Source organism: Leclercia pneumoniae, assembly GCF_017348915.1.
In the GTDB taxonomy this organism is placed as follows: domain Bacteria; phylum Pseudomonadota; class Gammaproteobacteria; order Enterobacterales; family Enterobacteriaceae; genus Enterobacter; species Enterobacter pneumoniae.
On record NZ_CP071383.1, the window covers coordinates 125,078 to 149,808 of the forward strand.

General features: G+C 56.0%; 20 protein-coding genes and 1 pseudogene. 7 read left to right on the forward strand and 14 right to left on the reverse strand.

Annotation, left to right across the window (positions count from 1 at the left end; genetic code table 11):
* Positions 1–12: 12 nt before the first annotated feature.
* From lldD to JZ655_RS00650, 9 genes are all read right to left on the reverse strand, one after another.
* Positions 13–1,200 (reverse strand): FMN-dependent L-lactate dehydrogenase LldD, encoded by a 1,188-nt coding sequence (gene lldD / locus JZ655_RS00610; RefSeq protein ID WP_040077866.1) that lies wholly within the window; start codon positions 1,198–1,200, stop codon positions 13–15.
* The gene (gene lldR, locus JZ655_RS00615) at positions 1,197–1,970 is read right to left on the reverse strand and encodes a transcriptional regulator LldR (RefSeq protein WP_040077867.1); all 774 of its coding nucleotides are present in this window, start codon (positions 1,968–1,970) and stop codon (positions 1,197–1,199) included. Before lldR ends, lldD begins: the two co-directional genes overlap by 4 nt.
* On the reverse strand, positions 1,967–3,622 hold the full coding sequence (gene lldP / locus JZ655_RS00620; protein WP_207292745.1) for an L-lactate permease: 1,656 nt from the start codon (positions 3,620–3,622) through the stop codon (positions 1,967–1,969). The genes lldR and lldP overlap by 4 nt, the downstream gene beginning before the upstream one ends.
* Positions 3,623–3,898: 276 nt before the next feature.
* Positions 3,899–4,156: a hypothetical protein gene (locus JZ655_RS00625; RefSeq protein WP_207292746.1), complete on the reverse strand. Its 258-nt coding sequence runs from the start codon at positions 4,154–4,156 to the stop codon at positions 3,899–3,901.
* A gap of 7 nt (positions 4,157–4,163) precedes the next feature.
* Positions 4,164–5,311, reverse strand: a protein-coding gene (locus JZ655_RS00630; protein ID WP_089620201.1) for an IS3 family transposase whose coding sequence is annotated in 2 segments (ribosomal slippage) — positions 4,164–5,074 and positions 5,074–5,311 — 1,149 coding nt in all. Because the reading frame shifts where the segments join, the coding sequence is not laid out codon by codon here.
* Between the two features lie 244 nt (positions 5,312–5,555).
* Entirely contained in the window at positions 5,556–5,918 is a 363-nt protein-coding gene (locus JZ655_RS00635) for a YibL family ribosome-associated protein (RefSeq protein ID WP_040077869.1), read from the reverse strand.
* Between the two features lie 59 nt (positions 5,919–5,977).
* Complete coding sequence (gene mtlR, locus JZ655_RS00640) at positions 5,978–6,568, reverse strand: mannitol operon repressor MtlR (RefSeq protein WP_040077870.1); 591 nt, start codon at positions 6,566–6,568, stop codon at positions 5,978–5,980.
* Complete coding sequence (gene mtlD / locus JZ655_RS00645; RefSeq protein ID WP_483423525.1) at positions 6,565–7,713, reverse strand: mannitol-1-phosphate 5-dehydrogenase; 1,149 nt, start codon at positions 7,711–7,713, stop codon at positions 6,565–6,567. Before mtlD ends, mtlR begins: the two co-directional genes overlap by 4 nt.
* A 102-nt stretch (positions 7,714–7,815) precedes the next feature.
* On the reverse strand, positions 7,816–9,723 hold the full coding sequence (locus JZ655_RS00650; protein ID WP_040077872.1) for a PTS mannitol transporter subunit IICBA: 1,908 nt from the start codon (positions 9,721–9,723) through the stop codon (positions 7,816–7,818).
* 516 nt (positions 9,724–10,239) lie between these two features.
* Between JZ655_RS00650 and JZ655_RS00655 the strand changes: the two genes are divergently transcribed.
* From JZ655_RS00655 to selB, 3 genes are all read left to right on the forward strand, one after another.
* Positions 10,240–10,848: a glutathione S-transferase gene (locus JZ655_RS00655; RefSeq protein ID WP_040077873.1), complete on the forward strand. Its 609-nt coding sequence runs from the start codon at positions 10,240–10,242 to the stop codon at positions 10,846–10,848.
* A 103-nt stretch (positions 10,849–10,951) separates the two neighbouring features.
* Positions 10,952–12,331, forward strand: a complete 1,380-nt coding sequence (gene selA / locus JZ655_RS00660; protein ID WP_207292748.1) for an L-seryl-tRNA(Sec) selenium transferase — start codon at positions 10,952–10,954, stop codon at positions 12,329–12,331.
* On the forward strand, positions 12,328–14,184 hold the full coding sequence (selB, locus tag JZ655_RS00665; protein ID WP_207292749.1) for a selenocysteine-specific translation elongation factor: 1,857 nt from the start codon (positions 12,328–12,330) through the stop codon (positions 14,182–14,184). Before selA ends, selB begins: the two co-directional genes overlap by 4 nt.
* Here selB and JZ655_RS00670 read toward each other — a convergent pair.
* Complete coding sequence (locus JZ655_RS00670; protein WP_046886282.1) at positions 14,181–15,068, reverse strand: ROK family protein; 888 nt, start codon at positions 15,066–15,068, stop codon at positions 14,181–14,183. The two genes, selB and JZ655_RS00670, sit on opposite strands and share 4 nt — an antisense overlap.
* Positions 15,069–15,232: 164 nt before the next feature.
* On the opposite strand from JZ655_RS00670, the gene aldB reads away from it, so the two are divergent.
* The gene (aldB, locus tag JZ655_RS00675; protein WP_207292750.1) at positions 15,233–16,771 is read left to right on the forward strand and encodes an acetaldehyde dehydrogenase ExaC; all 1,539 of its coding nucleotides are present in this window, start codon (positions 15,233–15,235) and stop codon (positions 16,769–16,771) included.
* Here the strand turns inward: aldB and JZ655_RS00680 are convergent.
* Positions 16,768–17,730, reverse strand: a complete 963-nt coding sequence (locus JZ655_RS00680) for a LysR family transcriptional regulator (RefSeq protein ID WP_207292751.1) — start codon at positions 17,728–17,730, stop codon at positions 16,768–16,770. The two genes, aldB and JZ655_RS00680, sit on opposite strands and share 4 nt — an antisense overlap.
* Positions 17,731–17,847: 117 nt before the next feature.
* On the opposite strand from JZ655_RS00680, the gene JZ655_RS00685 reads away from it, so the two are divergent.
* Complete coding sequence (locus JZ655_RS00685) at positions 17,848–18,588, forward strand: MipA/OmpV family protein (RefSeq protein ID WP_207292752.1); 741 nt, start codon at positions 17,848–17,850, stop codon at positions 18,586–18,588.
* Between the two features lie 109 nt (positions 18,589–18,697).
* On the opposite strand, the gene JZ655_RS00690 is transcribed toward JZ655_RS00685, so the two are convergent.
* Both JZ655_RS00690 and JZ655_RS00695 read right to left on the reverse strand, forming a co-directional pair.
* Positions 18,698–20,653 carry a glycoside hydrolase family 127 protein gene (locus JZ655_RS00690; RefSeq protein WP_207292753.1) on the reverse strand — a complete coding sequence of 652 codons (1,956 nt, stop codon included), beginning with the start codon at positions 20,651–20,653 and terminating at the stop codon, positions 18,698–18,700.
* A 10-nt stretch (positions 20,654–20,663) separates the two neighbouring features.
* The gene (locus JZ655_RS00695) at positions 20,664–22,064 is read right to left on the reverse strand and encodes an MFS transporter (RefSeq protein WP_207292754.1); all 1,401 of its coding nucleotides are present in this window, start codon (positions 22,062–22,064) and stop codon (positions 20,664–20,666) included.
* Between the two features lie 226 nt (positions 22,065–22,290).
* On the opposite strand from JZ655_RS00695, the gene JZ655_RS00700 reads away from it, so the two are divergent.
* Both JZ655_RS00700 and JZ655_RS21295 read left to right on the forward strand, forming a co-directional pair.
* Positions 22,291–23,109, forward strand: a complete 819-nt coding sequence (locus JZ655_RS00700; protein ID WP_040077884.1) for an AraC family transcriptional regulator — start codon at positions 22,291–22,293, stop codon at positions 23,107–23,109.
* A 126-nt stretch (positions 23,110–23,235) separates the two neighbouring features.
* A pseudogene (locus JZ655_RS21295) lies at positions 23,236–23,310 on the forward strand (4Fe-4S binding protein); the annotation flags it as partial.
* Between the two features lie 68 nt (positions 23,311–23,378).
* Here the strand turns inward: JZ655_RS21295 and avtA are convergent.
* Complete coding sequence (gene avtA, locus JZ655_RS00705) at positions 23,379–24,632, reverse strand: valine--pyruvate transaminase (protein WP_207292755.1); 1,254 nt, start codon at positions 24,630–24,632, stop codon at positions 23,379–23,381.
* Between the last annotated feature and the right edge of the window lie 99 nt (positions 24,633–24,731).

Sequence of the window (24,731 nt, forward strand, 5' to 3'; positions counted from 1 at the left end):
ATAGCATTTTCACTACGCCGCGTCGCCCTGCGACAAGGGTGCCAGTGCAGCCGGAAGCTTACTTAACTCTTGCACCAGAGAGTCTTTGCTGATCTCACTAATCGACCTCGCGCCGGTTAGCGTCATCGCCACCCTCATCTCTTTCTCGATCAGGTTCAGCAGATTCGCCACGCCCGCCTGGCCGTGCGTCGCCAGCGCATAGAGATAAGCGCGCCCCAGCAGCACGCTGTCTGCGCCCAGCGCAATCATGCGTACCACATCCAGCCCGTTGCGGATGCCACTGTCGGCCAGGATGGCGATATCCCCTTTCACCGCGTCGGCAATGGCAGGCAATGCCCGTGCTGAAGAGAGCACCCCATCCAGCTGGCGGCCACCGTGGTTAGAGACCACAATGCCATCGGCACCAAAACGGACCGCATCGCGGGCATCTTCCGGATCGAGGATCCCTTTGATCACCATAGGGCCGTCCCAGAATTCACGGATCCACTCCAGGTCTTTCCAGGAGATGGAGGGATCGAAGTTATTCGCCAGCCAGCCGATGTAATCCTCCAGCCCGGTGGGTTTCCCCAGATAGGTAGAGATATTCCCCAGATCGTGTGGACGGCCGTTAAGTCCCACATCCCATGCCCACTGAGGATGGGTCACAGCCTGCCAGTAACGACGCATCGCTGCATTGGCGCCGCTCATACCTGAGTGGGCATCACGATAGCGCGCGCCGGGGGTGGGCATATCCACCGTAAAGACCAGCGTCGAACAGCCGGCCGCTTTAGCGCGCTCCAGCGCGTTGCGCATAAAACCGCGATCGCGCAGGACATACAGCTGGAACCACATCGGGCGCTTAATGGTCGGCGCCACCTCTTCAATGGGGCAGACGGAAACGGTGGAGAGGGTAAAGGGAATACCTTTCGCATCGGCCGCCGCCGCGGCCTGCACCTCTCCACGCCGGGCATACATGCCGCACAAACCCACCGGCGCCAGAGCCACCGGCATCGAGAGCGTTTCGTTAAACAGCGTTGTCTCGAGGCTAAGATCGGACATATTCTTCAGCACGCGCTGACGCAGGGCCACTTCCGACAGGTCTTCTACATTACGGCGCAGCGTGTATTCGGCATAAGCACCGCCGTCGATATAGTGAAACAGGAACGGGGGCAGGATGCGCTTCGCTGCGGCGCGGTAGTCACTGGCTGCGGAAATAATCATGCTTTGGTCTCCCTGGTAGTGTCGTTGTCGCCAGGCAGACGGGTAATACGCGCCTGTCGGGCCTGATCTTCATCGAATTGTTTGATGGTGGTGTGGACAAAGCCCAGGTGTGCCATCATCGCCTTGCGCGCCGCTTCGGCATCTCCGTTCAGAATGGCGTTCAGCACCGCCTCGTGCTGCTCAGTCAGGCGGGCAAAGACCGGCGGCACCTGGTACATACGCTGGCGGCTCTGCTTCACGGAGGATTGCAATAGGTCGAAAAAACCGCGCATGGTCTGTAGCAGCACCACGTTGTGCGAGGCTTCAGCAATGGCAAGGTGAAAACGGACATCCGCCTGGGAGGCGATATCCGGGTCGGGGCTTTGCGTCGCGTCGAAGCAGGCTTTAAGCTTCTCTTTGTCGGCCTCCGTCGCCCGCATGGCCGCATGCCATGCCGTGCTGGTTTCGATCGCGTGACGCGCTTCCAGGATATCGAAGCTGTAGTCCGGATCGTTCTCCATCAGCGTTTTTAACGGTTGAACAATGTTTTGTTCCGACCAGTCATCATGCTGCCAGCGCACAAAAGTGCCGCCGCCACGACGGCTCAGCAGCACCCCTTCATTCACCAGCGTCGCCAGGGCTTCACGTAACGAGTTACGCGAAACGCCAAGCTGGGCTGCCAGCTGGCGCTCGGCGGGCAATTTCATGCCCGCCTCCAGCTGTTGTTCTTTAATCAGCGTCTTTACGCGAGAGGCAATCTCGTCGGAAAGACGTCTGGGCATCACTATCATGGAATCATCCAGGTTAAGACGTAGGCCTGTAGCGTGGTGATCACGCCCACCATACAGGTGAATATCAGGCTGTGTTTGACGGTAAAGCGGAACAAATCGGACTCCTTGCCCACCAGGCCTACCGCCGCACAGGCGATAGCGATGGACTGCGGCGAGATCATTTTGCCGGTCACCCCGCCGGTCGTGTTAGCCGCGACAAGCAGGACGTCGGAGACGCCAATCTGCTGGGCCGCCGTCGCCTGTAGCGCAGCAAACAGGGCGTTGGACGAGGTATCTGACCCGGTCAGGAACACACCCAGCCAGCCGAGGAACGGCGAGAAGAAGGTAAATGCGTGCCCGGTATGCGCCAGGGCCAGGGCCAGCGTCGACGACAGCCCGGAGTAGTTCGAGATAAACGCGAACGCCAGAACCATCCCGATGGAGTAGATCGGCAGCGCCAGCTCTTTCAGCGTGCTGGCAAACGTCTGCACCGCGGCGGCAGGCTTCATGCGCAGCCACACCACAGAAAGAATAGCGGCAAACAGGATGGCCGTACCGGTGGCGGAGAACCAGTCGAACTTATAGACCGCCGCATAGGGTGTCGCCTCGCTAACCACCGGCGGCATACGCGCGACCATCTTGTCGAGGAAGGGCACGGAGATATTAATCACCATGTCATACAGCGCGCCGCCTGGGGCGAACAGGGCTTTAAACGGCGGAACGCTCCACAGGGTGACGGTTGCCGTCAGGAACAGGAAGGGCGACCAGGCGCGAATGATTTGTCCAGGAGTATAACCGGTACGCGCCAGGGTCTGATCGACGTGTGAGGCGCCCATATCGGCAAAACGGAAAATACGCACCGGCTGCCAGCGCTTGAGGAACAGCGTCAGGCATACCAGAGAAACCAGCGACGAGATAATGTCCGGCAGCTCCGGGCCGAGGAAGTTGGAGCTGAGGTACTGAGCGATGGCGAAGGAACCGCCTGCGACCATCACCGCAGGCCAGGTCTCTTTCACGCCGCGCCAGCCGTCCATAATCGCCATGATCCAGAACAGCACAATAATGGTCAGGAACGGCAGCTGACGTCCTACCATCTGGCCAATCTCAAAGCTGTCCAGCCCGGTCACCTGACCGGCCACCAGAATCGGGATCCCCATTGCGCCAAAGGCGACCGGCGCGGTGTTAACGATCAGACAGAGACCGGCGGCATAGAGCGGGTTAAAGCCTAAACCTACCAAAAGGGCTGCGGTGATGGCCACCGGCGCGCCAAAGCCAGCCGCCCCCTCCAGGAATGCCCCAAAAGAGAAGCCGACAATCAGCATTTGCAGGCGCTGGTCCGGCGTGATGGAGAGAATCGACGAACGGATAATGTCGAACTGACCGGTTTTTACCGAGATTTTATAGACAAATACGGCGGCAATAATAATCCAGGCGATGGGCCATAGACCGTAGAAGAAGCCATAGACAACCGAAGCCAGCGCGCGATCGACCGGCATTTTATAAAAGAACAGCGCGACCAGCAGGGCGATGGCGACAGTCCAGGTCGCGGCAAGGTAGCCCTTCAGCTTGAGCTTAATCAGCGCAAAAAAGAAGAACAGAATGGGTAGCGATGCGATCAGGCTCGATAGCCAGATATTGCCGGCCGGATCGTAGTTTTGTTGCCAGAGGCTCATTGCAGGTCTCCTGAGGACCACCCGCCCTGTACGCGGTGAGTCTGCGCTCATCTCAACGTCACAATACGTGTAAAAGTGGTCCTGCCAATAGGGGGATGTAGGGGTAATGACAATGAATGGTTAACCAGATGTTATGGTTGGGCAACGATTTTGTGATGGAAAATAATGGAAATGTGAACCAGTGGACAGTCAAAGAGGGGATTGGTTGGGCCAATTTAGAGCGGGGCCCATCGTATAAAGTTGGGCCCCGCATAATCGTCAGTAGAAAATCATTTTTTAAACAGCACTTTGGGCAGAAGCAGGGTCTCCGATGACAATCAAACCATCTTGCTGTTTAAGATGGTTATCTTTAATTTCCTGCTCAATAACATCAGAGATTACTTTTCGAAGAACACTACTGGTTGATTTAAAACCCAGCATTCTTGAGACGGATGTAATGATTTCATCTTCAGTTGCTCCAAGGCTTGTGCTAACAATGTCAAAAGCACCGGAAGCTATTTCGATAGGCGCAATCAGTTCAGGTTGAATCGCCACAGATAATCTAGACACTTCCGAGCCGCTGATAATATTGTTTTTCGTATTCAGTTGGTGGCATATGATCACTCGAACCATGCCGACGCTTACTGTTATAAAATATTTCGATGTAATCAAAAATATCACCGCGAGCTTCTTCTCGCGTTCCGTAGATCTTTTTCTTTATCCGTTCACGTTTCAGTAGCTGGAAAAAACTTTCTGCGACTGCGTTGTCATGACAGTTACCGCGACGGCTCATACTGCCCTCCAGCCCGTGTGATTTCAGGAACGACTGCCACTCATAGCTTGTGTACTGACTGCCTTGATCAGAATGAACCAGCACCTGCTTTTGAGGATTACGTCGCCACACGGCCATCAGAAGTGCATTCAGGACAATATCCTTTGTCATCCGGGGCTGCATTGACCAGCCAATAACTTTGCGCGAGAACAGGTCAACAACCACAGCCAGATACAGCCAGCCTTCGTGAGTCCGGATGTAGGTGATGTCCGTTACCCAACGCTCATCCGGTGCTTCCGGGTTGAACTGCCGCTGGAGCCTGTTGGGCGTCACGATGCTGGTTTCACCCTTACGTGCCCGTGGGCTACGGTACCCGACCTGAGCCCTTATCCCGGCACGCTTCATCAGTCGCCAGACACGGTTAACTCCGCACTGTTGTCCGGTATCCCGCAGGTCGAGGTGGATCTTGCGATAACCATAAACGCAACCCGACTCCAGCCAGAACTGCTTTATCAGCCCCGTCAGCCTCAGGTCAGCATGATGCCGCCGTGAATCCGGCTGCTGAAGCCAGGCGTAAAAACCACTCGGATGCACATCCAGCACCCGACAAAGCAGTCGGACAGGCCAGCAATAGGTGTTGTCACGGATAAAGGCGTACCTCAGTCGGACAGCTTTGCGAAGTACGCCGCGGCTTTTTTTAATATGTCCCGTTCGTCGGTAACCCGCTTCAGCTCTTTCTGGAGGCGTCGGATCTCAGCCTGAGCGTCTGACTGGACTTTATTGGTTGAGGAATCCGGGCCATATGCCTTTATCCAGGCATAAAGACTGTGGGTGGTGATACCGAGACGTGTTGCCACGCTGGAAACAGAATGGCCGCGATCAACAACCTGTTTTACCGCTTCAATTTTAAACTCTTCGGGATAACGCTTACCGCTCATGGGCACCTCTCTTTAAGTCATCTTAAATGACTCTGAGGTGTCTGTTAAACCCGTGGCGATTCAAGTTAGATTTCAAGAAATGGATAACTACTTTACTCTTATGATACAAAATTGGGAACCTACTGATTGTAATATTACTGATTACCGCATCGGAATAGCAGAAAAATATTTTGCGCCCATAAAAAAGCCCAACGCATTCTTATGTGAATTTATTGGGCCGCTATTTCTAACTTAACTTAAATTATCAGAATGGCGTCTTACAAAAGCCCGTCATCTCTTTCAGGCCCATTTCACGGCCAAGTTCGGTCATCGGGTGCACGACGACCAGACCACGAACGCTTTTCTTCAGCTTGCCCATATCAGCCTGCTCTTTTTTGGTGATCGGGCGGCGGTGCGGCATGTCCATCAGCTTCTGCGCTTCTTTACTCAGCTTGTGGTTTTTCACTGCGCGCAGGCGATCAATTTCGGCTTCCAGCGTCGCGGTCTCTTTTTCCAGCTCGGCATACTTCTCGGCGGACTCAACCAGCGAGAGGCCAGCCATCTGGTGGCGGATCAGATCCAGGCGGTCGCTCAGGCGTTTAATTTCGTTCTTTTCGACTTCTTTCATCACAAATAACTCTAAAAACGGGGGAGATTACAGGGAAGGATACACCAATGTGCGCAGGCTTACTTCTGAAACGCTTTTTTTAAGCTGATCCGGGAAATCAGCTCAGTTAAAGAGAGCACCATGGTGGAGCGCACCATCTGCTGATAACGCTGCTTCTGCATGGCGTAAAGCTCAGGATCGCTGGTATCGAACTGCGGCGCCGGGGGAAGGGCCGTGACGCAATGTAGCTCACCCAGCGGCCCGAGGATCTCGTCGTCGGTGAAACCATACTCATTGCCGTCGTGATTTAGCTCTTCCCGCAAGGCCATCAACAGCTCGGCATCTTCGTACTCCGGTCGGCTAATAACGCCCAGACCGTAGATTAACTTCAGGCGGACAGATAAATCGCCCAGCGGTCCGTCGCCGTCCAGTAACGGTTCTACCGCATATTTCACCGCGTAATCGTCTTTGCGAAACACCTGAAGCACCAGGATATTCACCGCCTCGGTGAGTAACTCGACGGCGGAAATCAGGAAACTTCGTACAGTTTTGCCAGCATTCAGACGTTCAAGCACACGATTTTCAAAGGCCTGGGTTTGTTCCATTATTGCCTGCATATCTGACAATCTTTTATCCGGGCGCAGGATGACCTGCGCCAGTTCCTGCATCATTTGGTTGCGTTGTAAACGTTAACCGCCTCCACAACCACTTCGCTATTTGCATCCAGTCCGGATACCTGCGCCAGTGCGGCCTGTGGGCCATTATCGTTAATTAATTGCGCCAGTTCCTGAGCCTGCGGATCCTCTGCGCTACGGTAATGCATGGCGGCGGCAATCCCCTTGACCAGGTTTTTGTTAGGCAGGCCATATTCCAGGGTGCCCAGTACCGGCTTAATCAGACGGTCGCCTGCGCTTAGCTTACGCAGCGGCTGACGGCCCACGCGCTCGACGTCATCTTTCAGATACGGGTTTTCAAAACGGCCGAGGATTTTCTGAATGTATGCCGCATGTTTTTCGGCATCAAAACCGTAGCGTTTGATCAGCACCGCGCCGCTCTCTTCCATGGCACCTTTTACCACAGCGCGAATTTTCTCATCGAGAATCGCGTCACGGATGGTCTGATGGCCGGCCAATTTTCCGAGGTAGGCGGTTATAGCATGCCCGGTGTTCAGCGTGAAGAGTTTGCGTTCGACAAAGGCCATCAGGTTGTCGGTCAACTCCATACCTGGAATGGTGGGCAGGGCGCCTTTGAACTGGGTTTTATCGACGATCCACTCGCTGAAGGTCTCAACGGTCACTTCCAGCGGGTCATTGGTCGCGGAGGCAGACGGCGGCACAATACGGTCTACGGCAGAGTCCACGAAACCAACGTGCTCTTCAACCCAGGCTTTATCTTCTTCAGCCACGGCGGCCAGCACATGGCCTTTCAGCTGGGAGGTGCCACGCACCATGTTTTCACAGGCGATAATGTTCAGCGGCGCGTTGTTGCCCTGGGCTTTACGTTTGGCCAGCCCTTTTGCTACGGCGGGGGCGATACGTTCCAGGACGACAGGGCCAACGGCGGTGGTTACCAGGTCGACTTCAGCGATCAGGTCAATGACCTCGTCGCCAATGCTGCTAACCGCGTTAACACCGCTCACGGTATCTACCTGTTCGTTTTCACCCACCACGTGCACCTGATAGCTATGACGGGCATTCAGGGCATCGAGGACTACCTGATTCACATCGGCGAATGTCAGCGTAATGCCCGCGTCTGCCAGCAGTTTGCCGATAAATCCACGACCGATATTACCTGCGCCAAAATGTAATGCTTTCATAGTGTTAACCTTCATTAATGTTTTACCCGAGAGGGCTGGGGTGAGGAACTTTTCCCCTCACCCTAGCCCTCTCCCCCATGGGGGAGAAGGAAGAGAACGAACTTACTTATTCAACAGCGCCAGCACTTCTTCAACGCTGGTGGTGTTAGCCAGACGCTCAATGACGGTTTCATCGTCGAGGGCGTTGGTCAGGCTGGTAATCACCTGGATGTGCTCGTTGTTGCGTGCGGCGATACCAATCACCAGACGGGCGATGTCATCTTCTTCTTCACCGAAACGTACGCCCTGCGGATACTGGCAGAACACAACGCCGGTTTTCAGCACGCGGTCTTTCGCCTCAACCGTACCGTGTGGAACCGCAATGGATTCGCCCAGGTAGGTCGGGGTCAGTTTTTCACGTTCCAGCATCGCTTCAACGTATTCTGGCTGAACGTAACCGCCGGCAACCAGCTGCTCACCCGCAAAGCGAATGGCTTCTTCTTTCGTAGTAGCAGTACGGCCAAGGAAGATGTTTTCCGCGCCCAGTCGGAACAGATGCGCGTTGCTCTCGTCGAAGCTGTCCTGCAGGCTGGTACGCACTTTCACTTCGTTGCTTTCGTGACGCTGCGCAGCAACCAGACGTTCGGTCAGGCTGGTATACAGGCCGCTGTCGAGGAAGTTGGTCAGCGAAATGTGCTGCGCCTGCGGCACCTGGCGCATCGCGCGTTCGGTCAGGTCGCGGTGGGTGATGACCAGGTCAACGTCCCCTGGCAGGCTGTTAATAGCACTGTTGGTGACGGAGATGTTGGTCAGGCCCGCGTCCTGCACTTTCTTACGCAGTACGCCTGCACCCATTGCGCTGGAGCCCATACCGGCGTCGCAGGCAACGATGATTTTACGCACGTGGCTCAGGTCGTTAGAGACATCGCCTGCCGCCAGCGGGGTTGCGCCTTTGGATTCCGCTTTCATGTCGTGCATACGACGGGTTGCCGCTTCGATATCGTCTTCTTCTTTCACCTTGCTGGTTTTCAGCAGGATAGCCGAGACCACGAAGGAGACCGCCATGGCTGCACAGATAGCGGCGATGTTAGCGAAGTAAGCGCCTTTCGGGGTCATCGCCAGTACCGCCAGGATAGAACCTGGGGAGGCCGGAGAAACCAGACCACCGCCCAGCACGCTCAGGGTGAACACGCCGGTCATACCGCCAAGGATAACGGCAAGGATCAGACGTGGGTTCATCAGCACGTACGGGAAGTAAATTTCGTGGATACCACCCAGGAAGTGGATGATCGCCGCGCCGCCTGCAGACTGTTTTGCACTGCCGCGACCGAAGAACATATACGCCAGCAGCACGCCCATACCCGGGCCCGGGTTGGCTTCAATCAGGAAGAAGATGGACTTGCCGAGGTCATGCGACTGCTGAATACCCAGCGGGGAGAAGATACCGTGGTTAATGGCGTTGTTGAGGAACAGGATTTTCGCCGGTTCAACAAAGATAGACGCCAGCGGCAGCATGTCGTGCGCCACCATGAAGTTAACGCCTGCCGCCAGAATTTTGGACAGAACTTCAACCGCAGGGCCAATGCCGAGGAACGCCAGAATCGCGAGGATCATCCCGATGATGCCCGCAGAGAAGTTGTTCACCAGCATTTCGAAGCCGGACTTGATCTTACCATCCACCCAGACGTCGAATTTCTTAATCGCCCAGCCGCCCAGAGGACCGGCAATCATCGCGCCGAGGAACATTGGCATATCTGCACCGACGATCACGCCCATAGTGGTAATGGCACCTACTACGCCGCCGCGGTCACCGCCTACCAGACGACCACCGGTATAACCGATGAGCAGTGGCAGCAGGTAAGTAATCATTGGGCCAACAAGTTTTGCCAGCGTTTCGTTAGGCAACCACCCTGTCGGAATGAACAATGCAGTGATGATACCCCACGCGATAAACGCGCCGATGTTTGGCATCACCATATTGCTGAGGAAACGACCAAAGCTTTGAACTTTGATCTTGAAATCGGATGACATAAAACACCCCTTCTTCTGTGTACGCAGGCTAGTAGCCCGAGGTTTGTTGTTAATGCGGTGGCAGAGGTAGCCCAGCCCTGTTCGAATGTGTGAAATCTGGCACTGAATCGTTATGGTGTCCAGCGAGCGGAATTTTGTGTGATCTCAATCACGTAAATGTAGGGGGTGCGCAGATTATTGACGTGATCCGTGTCACAAATATGACGTGTAAAAAAAATACAGTGGTCAATAAAGTGGCTGATTAGGCACTAAAATGTGAGGTTTGTCACATAATGCTGGCGCTGGTTTGTTTATGAATTGTGATGAAATTCACAAAATATTTTTATGCAGATTACTCTGGATGTGATCGGGCGCAGAGTCTGTCATGGGAGAACTAAACGGTATGAAAGTGAGCAACATTATCTGTGAGTTGAATGATCTCTGCCTGGCACCCGTAATCTCACCGACGGAGGTGACCTGCCTTTTTCTCTTTGCCTGAGCCATACTTAACCTTTTGTTGGTATACAGGAGCAGGCAATGAAACTTATCGGCAGTTATACCAGTCCCTTTGTCCGGAAGATCTCCATTCTTTTGCTGGAGAAGGGGATCACCTTCGAGTTCATCAACGAACAGCCCTATAACGCCGACAATGGCGTGGCGCAGTACAACCCGCTGGGCAAAGTACCCGCGCTGGTGACGGATGATGGCGAATACTGGTTTGATTCACCGATCATTGCCGAATACATAGAAAAGCTGGATATCGCCCCGGCGATGGTGCCGCGCGAGCCGAAGGCGGCGCTCTACATCCGCCAGATCGAAGCGCTGGCCGACGGCATTATGGATGCGGCTCTGGCCTCCGTGCGTGAGCAGGCCCGCCCGCCCGCACAGCAATCAGAAGCAGAGTTGCTGCGTCAGCGTGAAAAAATCAGCCGCAGCCTCGACTGGTGCGAAACCCTGATTCGCGAGGGCAAGCTGGCCACCGACAGCGTTAACCTGGCGACCATCGCCATTGCCTGCGCCATTGGTTATCTCAATTTCCGCCGCGTCTCGCCGGGCTGGTGCGTCGAGCGTCCACTGCTGGTCAAACTGGCCGAAACCCTCTTCCAGCGCGAAAGCTTCGCTCGCACTGAACCGCCAAAGGCGTGATGTCGCCTATAACACTTCCTGGCGCCAGGCTGTACAATCCCTCTTCATATTGACTCCCTCTCCCGTCGGGAGGGGGGAAGAGACCCAACAGCCAGGCACTTTCATGACTACTCAGCACTCTCTCTACAGCCAGCTACCCGCCACCGATCGTCTGCTTCGCGACCCCAGGCTTCTCCCCGTCGTGGAGAAGTTTGGTCACGTCCGCACGGTCGAAGCGTTGCGCCTGTTACAGGCAGAAGCCCGCGACGCTATTCGTCAACAGCAGGCGCTGCCGCAGTGGGACTGGTTTCTGGAAGTGGAAAAACGGCTGGCGGCGGACACGCCTCCAGGGCTACGCCCGGTGTTTAACCTGACGGGCACCGTACTGCACACCAATCTGGGACGTGCGCTGCTGGCGGAGGAGGCGGTTGCGGCGGTCACCCAGGCGATGCGCCAGCCGGTGACGCTGGAGTACGACCTGGACGGCGCCGGGCGAGGTCATCGGGATCGCCCGCTGGCAGAGTTGCTGTGTCAACTCACCGGCGCGGAAGACGCCTGCATCGTGAATAACAACGCGGCCGCCGTGCTGCTGATGCTGGCGGCGACGGCGGCACAGAAAGAGGTGGTGGTGTCGCGCGGTGAGCTGGTTGAAATTGGCGGCGCGTTCCGCATTCCGGACGTCATGCTGCAGGCGGGATGTAGTCTGCGGGAAGTAGGCAGCACCAACCGTACTCACGCCAAAGACTATCGCGCGGCAATCAATGAAAATACCGCGCTGCTAATGAAAGTGCACACCAGCAATTATGCGATTGAAGGCTTTACCCACGCGGTGGATGAAGCCGAACTGGCGCAAATGGGTCGGGAGATGAATGTACCGGTCGTTGCCGATTTAGGCAGCGGCTCGCTGGTGGATCTGAGCCAGTTTGGTCTGCCGAAAGAGCCGATGCCGCAGGAGTTGATTGCCGCGGGGGTAAGCCTGGTGAGCTTCTCCGGCGACAAGCTACTCGGTGGTCCGCAGGCCGGCATTATCGTCGGTAAACGTGAGCTGATTGCCAAATTGCAGCAGCACCCGCTGAAGCGCGCCCTGCGCGCCGACAAAATGACGCTCGCCGCGCTGGAAGCGACGCTGCGGCTCTATTTACACCCAGAGAAGCTGACCGAACGCCTGCCCACCTTGCGTCTGCTAAGCCGTGATGCCGCCTCGCTACATCAGCTGGGCGAGACGCTTCTGGCGCAGGTTGCCCCGCACTATTCGGACTTTGAGGTGCGCGTTGAGCCTTGCCTGTCACAGCCCGGCAGCGGTTCCCTGCCGGTGGAGAGATTGCCTGGCGCAGCGCTGACGTTCACCCCGCGCGATGGACGCGGCAGCCAGTTAGAGGCACTGGCCTCACGCTGGCGGGCGCTGCCCGTTCCGGTGATTGGCCGTATCAAAAATGGCCGGCTGTGGCTGGATCTACGCTGTCTGGAAGATCAAACCCTGTTTCTGGAGATGTTGCTGAAATGATTATTGCCACTGCGGGTCACGTTGACCATGGCAAAACGACGTTGTTGCAGGCGATTACGGGGATTAACGCCGATCGCCTGCCGGAAGAGAAAAAACGCGGCATGACCATCGACCTCGGGTATGCCTACTGGCCGCAGCCGGATGGCCGCGTGCTGGGGTTTATTGACGTTCCGGGGCATGAAAAATTTCTCTCGAATATGCTGGCGGGGGTGGGGGGTATCGACCATGCGCTGCTGGTGGTGGCCTGCGACGATGGCGTGATGGCGCAAACGCGTGAGCATTTGCACATTCTGCAGCTCACCGGAAGTCCCCAGCTCACCGTGGCGCTGACCAAAGTCGATCGCGTTGACGATGCGCGCGTGGCGGCGGTGCGTGAAGAGGTGCAGGCGACCCTGGCGGAATATGGATTTAGCGATGCGGCGCTGTTTGTCACTGTCGCAACCCAGGGGCAGGGTATTGACGCCCTGCGCGACCATCTGCAACAGCTTCCGGCCCGCGAGCAGGCGGGGCATCAACGTTTTCGTCTGGCCATTGACCGGGCCTTTACCGTGAAGGGGGCGGGGCTGGTGGTCACCGGCACGGCCCTGAGCGGTGAAGTGAAGGTGGGTGATAGCCTCTGGCTGACCGGGGTCAATAAAAGCATGCGTGTGCGCGGTCTGCATGCGCAAAATCAGCCCACGGAGCAGGCCCATGCCGGGCAGCGTATTGCCCTGAACATTGCGGGCGATGCTGAGAAAGAAGAGCTTAGCCGGGGCGATTGGCTGCTGTCTGACGCACCGCCGGCGCCGTCGACGCGGGTGATCGTGGCCCTGCAGGGCGAATTGTCCCTGAGTCAGTGGCAGCCTCTGCATATTCACCACGCCGCCAGTCACGTGACCGGCCGCGTGTCGCTACTGGAAAACGATCTGGCCGAGCTGGTACTGGATAACCCGTTGTGGCTGGCTGATAACGATCGGCTGGTACTGCGGGACATCTCGGCACGCGTTACGCTGGCGGGGGCGCGCGTCGTTACCCTTCATCCGCCGCGCCGTGGCAAACGTAAACCTGAATATCTGCACTGGCTGGCGCAGCTTGCGAAAGCACCGGACGATCGTGCTGCGCTGCGTCAGCATCTGGAGCGCGGGGCGGTCAATCTGCTGGAGTTCGCCTGGGCGCGCCAGCGCAGTGAGGAAGGGCTACGCGAGCTGACGCGTCATCCCGATTTTATCCAGGCCGGATCCATGCTGCTGAGTACCGAGATTGCCGCCCGATGGCAGCGTAAAATTCTTGATGTGCTTAGCGCTTACCATCATCAGCACCAGGATGAGCCGGGGCCAGGCCGTGAACGCCTGCGGCGTATGTCACTGCCAACGGAAGATGAAGCCCTGGTCCTGCTGCTAATAGAAAGGATGCGCGAGAATGGGGATCTGCACAGCTATCATGGCTGGCTGCACCTGCCGCATCACAAAGCCGGCTTTACCGATGCGCAGCGCGCCATCTGGCAAAAGGCGGAAGGGCTATTTGGTGATGAGCCCTGGTGGGTGCGCGATCTGGCGCGCGAGACCGCGACCGACGAGCAGGAGATGCGCCAGATACTGAGGCTGGCCGCGCAGCAGGGGCTCATTACGGCGATCGTCAAAGATCGTTACTACCGCAATGATCGCATTGTGGCGTTCGCCAGTTTGATCCGTGAGCTAGATCAGGAGCGAGGGTCAACCTGCGCCGCCGACTTCCGTGACCGGCTGAACGTGGGGCGCAAGCTGGCGATCCAGATCCTGGAGTACTTCAACCGCATCGGCTTCACCCGCCGTCGTGGGAACGACCACCTGCTGCGCGATGCGCTGCTTTTTGCTGCGGACAGGCCGCAACCTTAAGCCTCGCGTCGGGAAAGTGCCTGTTTTGCCAGCCAGACGGCGCCCAGCCGGCCCGCCTGGTTACCCAGTTCACAGGGCAAAATAGGCACCTGCAGCGCCTCCCACTCGTCAAAGGATTGCAGCTTACGGTCAAGCAGCTGATAAATTTTCTCCTGCTCGCTGATGCCGCCGCCGATTAATACCACCTGCGGATCAAACATCGAGATTACGCTGTAAATGCCACGCGCGAGGAAGCGCGCCCACTCTTCCACCGCTTCCCGCAGATGCAGATCGTTTTCCATCAGTTTGAAGAGCGCTTCGCCTTTTGGCATCTCCTCTTCAGAGACCGCCAGCGCCCGGCGACAGGCCTCCATCAATCCTCTGGCAGAGGCGACTTCGTGCATCCCTTCGCCATTATTGCCGACCGGAATCACTCCAAACTCACCGGCGCGGTAGTGCGAACCACGCCAGAGATCGCCTTCTACAACGATGCCACCCCCTATGCCGGTGCCAAGCGTAATGCAGACAAAGTGCTGATAATCGCGCCCTGCACCCCGCCACAGTTCGCCCAGCGCCGCGCAGTTCGCGTCGTTTTCGGCGGTGACGGGGAGATCGGTAAGCTCTGCAAACAGGTCGTAGAGGTTTACATCGTCAAGGAAATCCAGCGCCCCGGCCTTAGCCGCTTTGCCGGTATGCGTATTGATATGGCCCGGGAAACTCACGCCAATGGCCGCAATCTCATGATCTTTCTGGTAAGCCTGCACCACCTCGCGCCACTTTTGCCTGAAGGTCTCTTCATCTTCTGGCGTATCAAATTGATCTTCCGCCAGTTCGTTACCATCTTCATCGATCACGCCATGTTTTATGTGCGTTCCACCGACATCAAAACCGATAAATAGCCGCATTTACGCTTCCTTTATGAGCCTGTGCACCTTAATTATGGCTCAGACCAAAAAACGGAACGTAAAGTAAGGTAATGCGTGAAGGGGCTCGCAAAGCAGACGCTGGCTGGCGCTGTTTTCACCGCCGCGGTCTACCTTTGAAGGACACTTCACGCAAGGAGATGGCCATGACCAACAATCCTCCCTCATCACGCATTCTGCCCGGCGAGTATGGTTTTCCTCTTAAGCTAAAAGCCCGTTATGACAACTTTATTGGCGGCGACTGGGTTGCTCCGGCCGACGGCGATTACTATCAAAATGTCACCCCGGTCACCGGACAGCCGCTGTGCGAAATCGCCAGCTCCGGCAAGCGGGATATCGACCTGGCGCTGGATGCCGCCCACAAAGCGAAAGATCGGTGGGGGCAAACCTCGGTGCAGGACAGGGCTGCCATCCTGTTTAAAATTGCTGACCGCATGGAGCAAAACCTTGAGCTGTTAGCCACGGCAGAGACCTGGGATAACGGAAAACCCATCCGTGAAACCATGGCTGCTGACGTGCCGCTGGCTATCGATCATTTCCGTTATTTTGCCTCCTGTATTCGCGCCCAGGAGGGGGGTATCAGCGAGGTAGATAAAGATACCGTGGCCTATCACTTCCATGAGCCGCTGGGGGTGGTGGGGCAGATCATTCCGTGGAACTTCCCGCTGCTGATGGCGAGCTGGAAGATGGCGCCAGCGCTGGCAGCCGGTAACTGCGTGGTGCTGAAACCGGCGCGTCTCACGCCGCTATCGGTATTGCTGTTGATGGAGGTGATTGGCGATCTGTTGCCGCCGGGCGTTGTGAACGTGGTGAACGGTGCGGGGGGCGAGATTGGCGAATATCTGGCGACCTCGAAACGCATCGCTAAAGTGGCCTTTACTGGCTCCACGGAAGTGGGACAACAGATTATGCAGTACGCGACCCAGAACATCATTCCGGTGACTCTGGAGCTGGGCGGTAAATCCCCTAACATCTTCTTTGCCGACGTGATGGATGAAGAGGATGCCTTTTTCGATAAGGCGCTGGAAGGCTTTGCCTTATTTGCCTTCAACCAGGGGGAAGTCTGTACCTGCCCGAGTCGTGCCCTGGTGCAGGAGTCTATCTATGAACGCTTTATGGAGCGCGCAATTCGCCGCGTAGAGTCCATCCGCAGCGGCAACCCGCTGGACAGCGTCACCCAGATGGGGGCGCAGGTTTCTCACGGGCAGCTGGAAACCATCCTTAACTATATTGATATCGGTAAAAAAGAGGGGGCGGATGTCTTGACCGGCGGGCGCCGCAAACAGCTTGGCGGCGATTTAAACGAAGGTTACTACCTCGAGCCGACGATCCTGTTTGGTAAAAACGATATGCGTGTCTTCCAGGAGGAGATCTTCGGCCCGGTGCTGGCAGTGACCACCTTCAAAACCATGGACGAGGCGCTGGAGCTGGCGAACGATACCCAGTATGGCCTGGGGGCAGGCGTCTGGAGCCGTAACGGTAACCTGGCTTATAAAATGGGACGCGGCATACAGGCAGGGCGCGTATGGACCAACTGCTACCATGCTTACCCGGCACACGCCGCCTTCGGCGGTTATAAGCAGTCGGGCATCGGACGTGAAACTCACAAGATGATGCTGGAACATTATCAGCAGACGAAGTGCCTGTTGGTAAGCTATTCCGATAAGCCCCTCGGGCTGTTTTAACTTCCCTGAGCAGGCTGCCCCACGGCGGCCTGCTCAATCTGCTTACGCAGCGTATTCATTACGCCATCCAGCACATACTGCACGCGGAGTGGCTGGTATTCGCGTTTACGGAAGATGGTCACCAGATCCAGCCACCACTCCTCCTGATGGGTAAAGCAGGGCACCATCAAACCCTGCTCTATCTCTTTTTGCAGGCTCTCTTTTGGCGCGAAGACGATCCCCAGATGATTACGCGCCAGTTCGAGCGCCGCATGGGTGTTGTCACAAATATAGTTACCCGTGACTTTGTAATCGCGTATCTGGTCGCTCTGATGTGCGCGGAATCGCCAGATGTTGGCGTCATCGACGATCATAGAATCGATAAGAATACAGGAGTGGTTAATGAGATCGTCCGGGCTGTTAATAGGATGATTTTTTATATATTGCGGAGTAGCAAACGCAGTAATGGAATATTTGGTGAGGGTGCTGGCGACCAGGTTTTCATCTTTCGGTTGCGCATAGGTAATTAATATATCGCAGTCATCAGGGAAGGTGACGCCTTCGTAGAATTCGTTGGTGCTGAGATTATAGGTCTTCAGGCTAATATGAATGTCTTCGAGATTTTTAATTTCATGGATCACGTAGCGAGCCAGATAGGTAATAATTCCTGTTGGCGCATATATTGTCACTTTTCCGCGCTTTTCGTGCTTGTAATCACCAATGAAATTGATCAGTCGCTCGTTTTGTTTGAGTGAACGGTTAATGTAAGGCAACAGTGATTCGCCAAACTGAGTCAATGCCAGATGGCGGGTAGTACGCTCAAATACCTTAAGCCCGACCCGTGCCTCAAAATCAGAGAGATATTTGCTGACATTGGCCTGCGCCATGCCTAACAGAGCGGCAGCATCGCCGATACTGCGGGTCGCAGCGATGACCGAGACGATCTTTAATTCACGCGGTTTGATCTGCAGTTTGCGCATGGGTAACGCCCATCTATATGATTTCATATATAATATTATATAAACAACTTAATTGCACCGCGAATTTTGTAACCATTACTATGCGCCGGGTCGTAATATTATTAATGGACGCATGGAATGGCTTTTAAAAATAAATTTATCCTCGCCGCGCTTTTATTTTCACCGTTTTCCGTCATGGCGGCAGAATTTTCCCTGGGCATGGGGGCTGCATATAATGAATCGCCTTACAAAGGGTATAACGATACGCTCTCTGCCGTGCCGCTGGTCAGCTATGAAGATCATCATTTTTATGTGCGCCAGGCTTCTTTGGGCTGGATTATCTGGAAAGATGAGAAAAACGAACTGAGTTTGACCGCTTCCTGGATGCCACTGCACTTTGACCCTGACGATAATGACGACGCTCACATGCGCCAGCTGGATAAACGCCGGGCCTCTGCCATGCTGGGGGGCGCATTTTATCGCCACGAGCGCTGGGGTAGCCTTAAATTGACTCTTGCGGCAGATGCCGGGGACGAAAGCGGTGGTGTGATGGGGGAACTGGCTTATTTCAAGCCTGTTCGTATGGCGCGTTTTACTCTGACGCCCACCGCGGGCGTTTATTATTACGATGAGAGCCTTAACGATAAGTACTATGGCGTATCCGCCTCTGAATCACGCCGCAGCGGCCTGCAGCAGTACGCCGCAGGCGACAGCTGGATGCCTTACGTCGGGCTTTCGGCCCAATATGCGCTTACGTCGCAACTCCTGCTGAACGCCAGCGCCCGCTACGCCGCATTGCCTGATGCGGTGAGAAAGAGCCCGATGATCGATCGTGACGATAGCGTTACGCTGATAATCGGGCTCGCCTGGCGCTTCTGATGATGCGAATCTGCCGCCAGGAAAAAGGGCATCCTTCATTCGCCGGGCGGTGCTACCCCTGCCTGGCGGTTCGCCCGGCGGGGTTGATGTCGCGTCGCACGGGGCGGGTTTATGCCTCGTCTACCCAGATCCGCATTTCCCCTTCGCCGCGATTAGCCCAGCTAAACCACGGAATAAACGTCAGCGTCTGTGCCTGCGGTGGGCAGGGGGCGCGATCGTACTGCCAGAGCGGCGCGTTTGTGCCGTCTTCGCTATTTCGGCAGTATCCTTCTGCTTGTATTAGCATTTTATGGGCGAAAATCCCCTTTCCTTCAAAGACACGGAATGTACTGTCGGCGGGCAGGGTTAAGTTATGCAGACCCTCGCCGTTATCGGCCTGCTCCAGGCAGTAAACCAGAGGGCCGCGCTGGATGGCCACCTTGCCCGCCTGCTGACGCACCTGCCCGTTGCCATACACCCGGCGAACCGGCATCGGTAGGGTGAGCACCAGCGCATCTCCCTCCTGCCAGCGGCGATTGAGGTACAGATACCCCTGGCGCACCTCACCTTGCAGCGTCTCACCGTTCAGCGTTAATTGCGGAGCATCGCACCAGTCCGGCAGGCGCAGCGCCAGGGTATGTTCCACCGGTACCGGAGAGGTAATGGTGATAGTGACCTGATCCTGCCACGGATAGTTACCGCTGATGCGCAACTGCAACTCCTGGTCTCCTACCGGGAACGCCATACTGTTGCCCACGTATAAATTGATGAACAACGCGTCGTCACGGACTGTATAGATGTAATGACCAATCGAGGTCAGCACGCGGGCGATGTTCGGCGGACAGCAGGCGCAGCCAAACCAGCGCTGGCGAACAGGCTTCACGTGGTCGTAAATATGGTTAAAAGGCACGGACTTAGGATGCACCTCTAGCGGGTTGACATAGAAGAAGTGCTTGCCATCGAGCGCCATGCCGCCCAGCACAGTATTGTAAAGCGCGCGCTCCATCACGTCGGCGTACTGGCTATTGGCTTCCATCTCCAGCATGCGTCGGGCAAACATCATCAGCCCAATGGAGGCGCAGCTTTCGGCGTAGACGGTGTCGTTCGGCAGATCATAATCGCTACTGAACGCTTCGCCGCTGCTTTGTGAACCAATACCGCCGGTGATGTACAGCTGGCGTTGCGCCATATTGTTCCACAGGCGCAGACAGTCCTGACGCTTGCCTTCGTCCTGGCTTAGGCGTGCCAGATGCGCCACGCCGGTCATCAGATAGACAAAACGCACCGCGTGACCGATGGCCGTCTGCTGTTCGGCAATAGGCTGATGCGCCTGGCTATAGGCTTTATCTTTCACCATCCACGCCGGGCCGTAAGTATTCCAGTACGACGTTTTTCCGCGCTTCTCATACTCGATGTCGTAAAAGTGCGGCTGCGCGCCGCGCTCCTCGACGAAATATTTTACCAGCGCAAGGTAGCGAGGCTCCTGAGTGACATCGTACAGGCGCATCAGCGCCAGCTCGATTTCAGGGTGGCCGGGATAACCGTGGAGCTGCGTATCATGCGGGCCAAAGACGCTGTCGATATGGTCTGCCAGTTTGCACACCACCTCCAGCAGGTTACGTTTACCGGTGCCCTGGTACCAGGCCACGCCCGCTTCGATCATATGCCCTGCACAGTAAAGTTCATGACATTCAGCCAGGTTGGTCCAGCGCTCGTCCGGTGCTTTGACTGTAAAGTACGTATTGAGGTAACCATCGTAACACTGCGCCGCAGCGACCAGAGCAATCACCTCATCGGCCGTTTTCTCCAGCTCGGGGTCAGGTTTCTGGCACAGAGACCATGCGACGGCTTCCAGCCATTTCGCGACGTCGCTATCCTGGAAAACCATGCCGTAAAAGTCACCGTGCTCCAGCCCCGCTGCGATACGAAAGTTTGTGATAGCGTGGCTCGGTTCCGCCTCGGCAATCCGGTCGTTCAGGGCATCCCACTGATAGGGGATCACCACATCGCGAACAAGCCGCTGATACTGACCCAGGAAAGGGTCACTGATTTTTAATTTATGCAGGTCGGGTTCCATTATGGACATCTTCTACTCCTCAGGACTGAACATGGCGCTGACGCAGGTCGGTCGCTATGCGCGCCATCATGGGGTTACTGAGTCTGCACCAGCGAATCGCGATCGCCAGTAGCAGGTGGAACAGGGCCGGCAGCAGGGTCTCCATCATGGTGATCCCCTGCAATGACGCAGCGGTCTGATTGCCTGCGCCCGGCTGATAAGCGACAAATATAAATACCAGGCTGATGATCCCGGCGCTGGAGGCCCAGGCCAGCTTGATAAAGAACAGGTTAAAGGCGAAGTTCATTCCGGAAGAGCGCACGCCGGTTTTCCACTCGCCGTAGTCGTCGGCAAACGCCATTAGCGAGAAGTGCAGCGGCAGGGTAAAACCAAGGATCACGCCGTTGCCGAGAATCACCGCCAGCCACAGGGTTTGATGTTCCGGCCCGCCGGGCAGGAACCACATCCCTACCGCCAGCCCAGCCAGCACCAGGTTGGTGTAGTAGTAGAGTTTGACCGTATCGCTACGTCGTGAGAGATAGTTAACGATCACCGCGCCGAAGATCGCCGCGAAGGTGACCATGGTGAAGAAGAGCGAGGTATAAGCTGTGCTGCCCTTCAGCACATAGGTGATGAAATACATGTAGCCGCCGCCGCGGATATTAAAAACATTGATGAGCAAGAACGACATCACCAGCATCAGCAGTAGCTGATCGTTTTTACGCAGCCCGGAGAGGTGCTCGCGCAGGGTAAATTTGCCCATCAGCGCCAGGGGTACGCGCTCCCGCACCCAGAAGAAGCAGCAGAGGAACATGACTACCGCCACGGCGCAGAGCACCCCTACGCCAAGCTGATAACCCTGGGCCGCATCACCTTTACCGAGCACCGCCACCAGCCATGGCAGTCCCACGGAGACTAAAAAGCCCGCCACCCCGCACAGCACAAAGCGCCACGCCTGGCAGGAGATCACTTCACTGTGGCGCGTGGTCATGGTGTTGATGAGTGCGCAGTAGGGGACGTTGATGGCGGTATAGCCCACCGATAACAGCAGGTATGTGCCAAACGCCCACATGATTTTGACGCCCATGCCGGCATCCGGCACGGTGAAGGTGAGCACCCCGATAATCCCAATCGGCAGGGCAATCCACAGTTGCCACGGACGAAAACGTCCCCAGCGGCTTTGGGTGCGGTCAGCAATAACGCCCATGATGGGATCGGAAATAGCGTCGAATACGCGTAAGGCAATAAACAGCGTGCCTACCAGCGCGGGGGTTAAGCCAAAGATATCGGTATAGAAAAAGGTCAAAAAATTCATGATCAGGCAGGTGATGACGGTGCCACCGGCATCACCCAGGCCGTAGCCTATTTTTTCGCGGACAGAGAGGCGATCGTCAGCGGCCTGCCCGGCGATATCTCTCTGCGTAATCGAAGTAGAAGTCATGAGGTAACTCCTCGGTAATAGAATTTTTATAGGTGTTACTGTGGGGTACCTCATTCATTCTGCACTGAAAGTCTGGGGCGACAAGGGAAGGGAAAAGTATAAAAAGGTGAGGATTCCGACTTCGTCGTCAAAGTGTGATTTCGATCGGGAAGAAAACGGAATAGCTGTTAATAATCAATGGAAAAGGCGTGTTTAAAAGCCATTTTCAGCGAGATAGTGAATATCCATGCTTGAATTATCCATAACACTTCCGATTAGCGTTCAGAATGGCGGGTACTTTATCTCCCGGGGTATTGGCCGGCACCCGGCGCGTAAACTCACCTCGTGGGAGATTATCTTTGTTGAAAAAGGGAAATTAACGATCCAGGAAGAGAATAGGGTTTTCGAGGTGCAGGCGGGAGAAAGCTTATTGCTCTGGCCCCAGCGTCGCCATCAGGGCATTGAGGATTTCCCCCCCGATTTACGCTTTTACTGGCTGCATTTTGACGTGAATGAGCAAGCGTTGCGATCGCCACTGGGGACGCAGCTGGCAGTGCATCAACACGGCAAAAGCGGTGATCCTTCGTCGGTGATTTCGCTGTTCAGACAGTTTCTTACCGAGCAGGAGAAGTTACAGCGCAGTCCGGCGCTGGAGTACCTTTTACTGCTGATTCTACAACAAATCTCTCTTACGGCCGGCCCCCAACAGCCGCCCGATGAGGCGGGTGTGAGCCTAGCCTGGAAGGCCCGCCAGATTATTAGCACCCGCTTCCATTTGCCCCTGAGCACCTCCCAGTTGGCAAAAGAGCTTCACTGTAATGCCGATTATCTGGGGCGGGTCTTTCGCCGGGTGTTCCATCTCACGCTAACGGAGGCCATTCATCGCCAGCGGGTGAGGGCGGCGGAAAAATTGCTGCTTAACGGTGCGGTTTCGCTTAAAGAGGTGGCAACCCGCTGTGGTTTTAATGAGGTGGGCTATTTCCGACAGATTTTTCGCAAACATACAGGCTTAACGCCCGCCGTCTGGAAGCGGCGTTACTGCAAAGAACACATTAATTCGGCCTGACCTTAGGGCAATTTCCCAGTTTTGCTGGCAAGAACCCTAAATCCGCCGTTTACCGTAGTGGGATCAAGGCGGCTTCCCCGTTCACTCTGGCAACCTGACTTTTTTCCAACGTGGATGGAGCAGGAGATGAACCCGTATATTGTCGCGGACCCGGCAAAGTGCATCGGTTGCCGCACCTGTGAAGTGGCCTGCGTGGCGGCCTGCCCGACTCATGCGTTACGCTGTCTTGACCCGGTGACACTCCGCGCAGCGCGGCTGCGAGCGCGAGCTTAGGCCTCGTCGCGCCAGGCGCGATCGATCTCTTCGGCCAGAATTTTTACCCCGGCTTCGATTTTCTCCGGGTCTGGCACGTAGTTCATACGCATACACTGATGCGTGTGCGGCCAGGGTTTATCCAGCCCCGGGAAGAAATAATCGCCCGGCACCATCAGCACGCCGCGTTTTTTCAGGCGCTGATAAAGCAGTTCTGTGGTGATAGGCAGATCTTTAAACCATAGCCAGAGAAAAATCGCCCCTTCCGGTTTGTGGATCAGGCAGCGCTCTTCCGGCAGGTAACGACGAATCATGGCGATCGTCTCCTGCACGCGCTGATAGTAGAACGGCTTAATCACCTCGTTCGACAGGCGCAGCAGGTCGTTGCGCTTAATCATCTCGCACATCATTGCCGGGCCAATGCCGCCAGGCGAGAGGCTAATAATGCCGTTCATGTTGGTGATGGCAGTGATGATTTTTTCATTGGCAATGATAATCCCGCAGCGGCTCCCAGGCAGACCGAGCTTGGAGAGGCTCATGCACAGCACAATGTTCGGGTTCCACAGCGGGCGCGCTTCGCTAAAGATGATACCGGGGAACGGTACGCCGTAAGCGTTATCAATGACCAGCGGGATACCGTGCTGATTGGCCAGCACGTCGAGTTTCATTAACTCTTCGTCGGTAATCACGTTGCCGGTGGGGTTGGTGGGGCGAGAGACGCAGATCATGCCGGTCTCTTCGCCAATGTGCAGGTGTTCAAAATCCACGTGATATTTGAACTGGCCTTCCGGCAGCAGCTCGATATTTGGACGCGCGGAGACGAACAGATCCTCTTCCAGGCCGGAATCGGCATAGCCGATATACTCCGGCGTCAGCGGGAAAAGCACCTTTTTGGTGCTGCCATCGGCACGACGTCCGGCGAAAAGGTTAAACAAGTAGAAAAACGCGCTCTGGCTGCCGTTTGTCAGTGCAATATTCTGTGGCCCGATCTCCCAGCCCAGTTCGTTGCGCAGCATATCCGCCAGTGCGGTGAGCAGCTCGGTTTTGCCTTGCGGCCCATCGTAATTACAGAGGGCGTCCGTGGCTTTGCCGTTTTCGAGCATATCGGCCAGCAGGGTGCTGAAGTAGCTGTTCATGGCCGGGATTTGCGCCGGGTTTCCGCCGCCCAGCATGATGGCCCCTGGTGTGCGCAGGCCGTCGTTGAGATCCTCCATCAGGCGCGTAATGCCTGAATGGCGGGTGAATTTGTCGCCAAAAAGTGAAAAGGTCATAGCAGGTGGTCTATCGGGCTTGTAGTAAATTTGGCTCACCTTAACGCTACAACTGCGCAGGTGCAAATCGAAGCCGCTGGGCTTGTTTGCGTCTATATA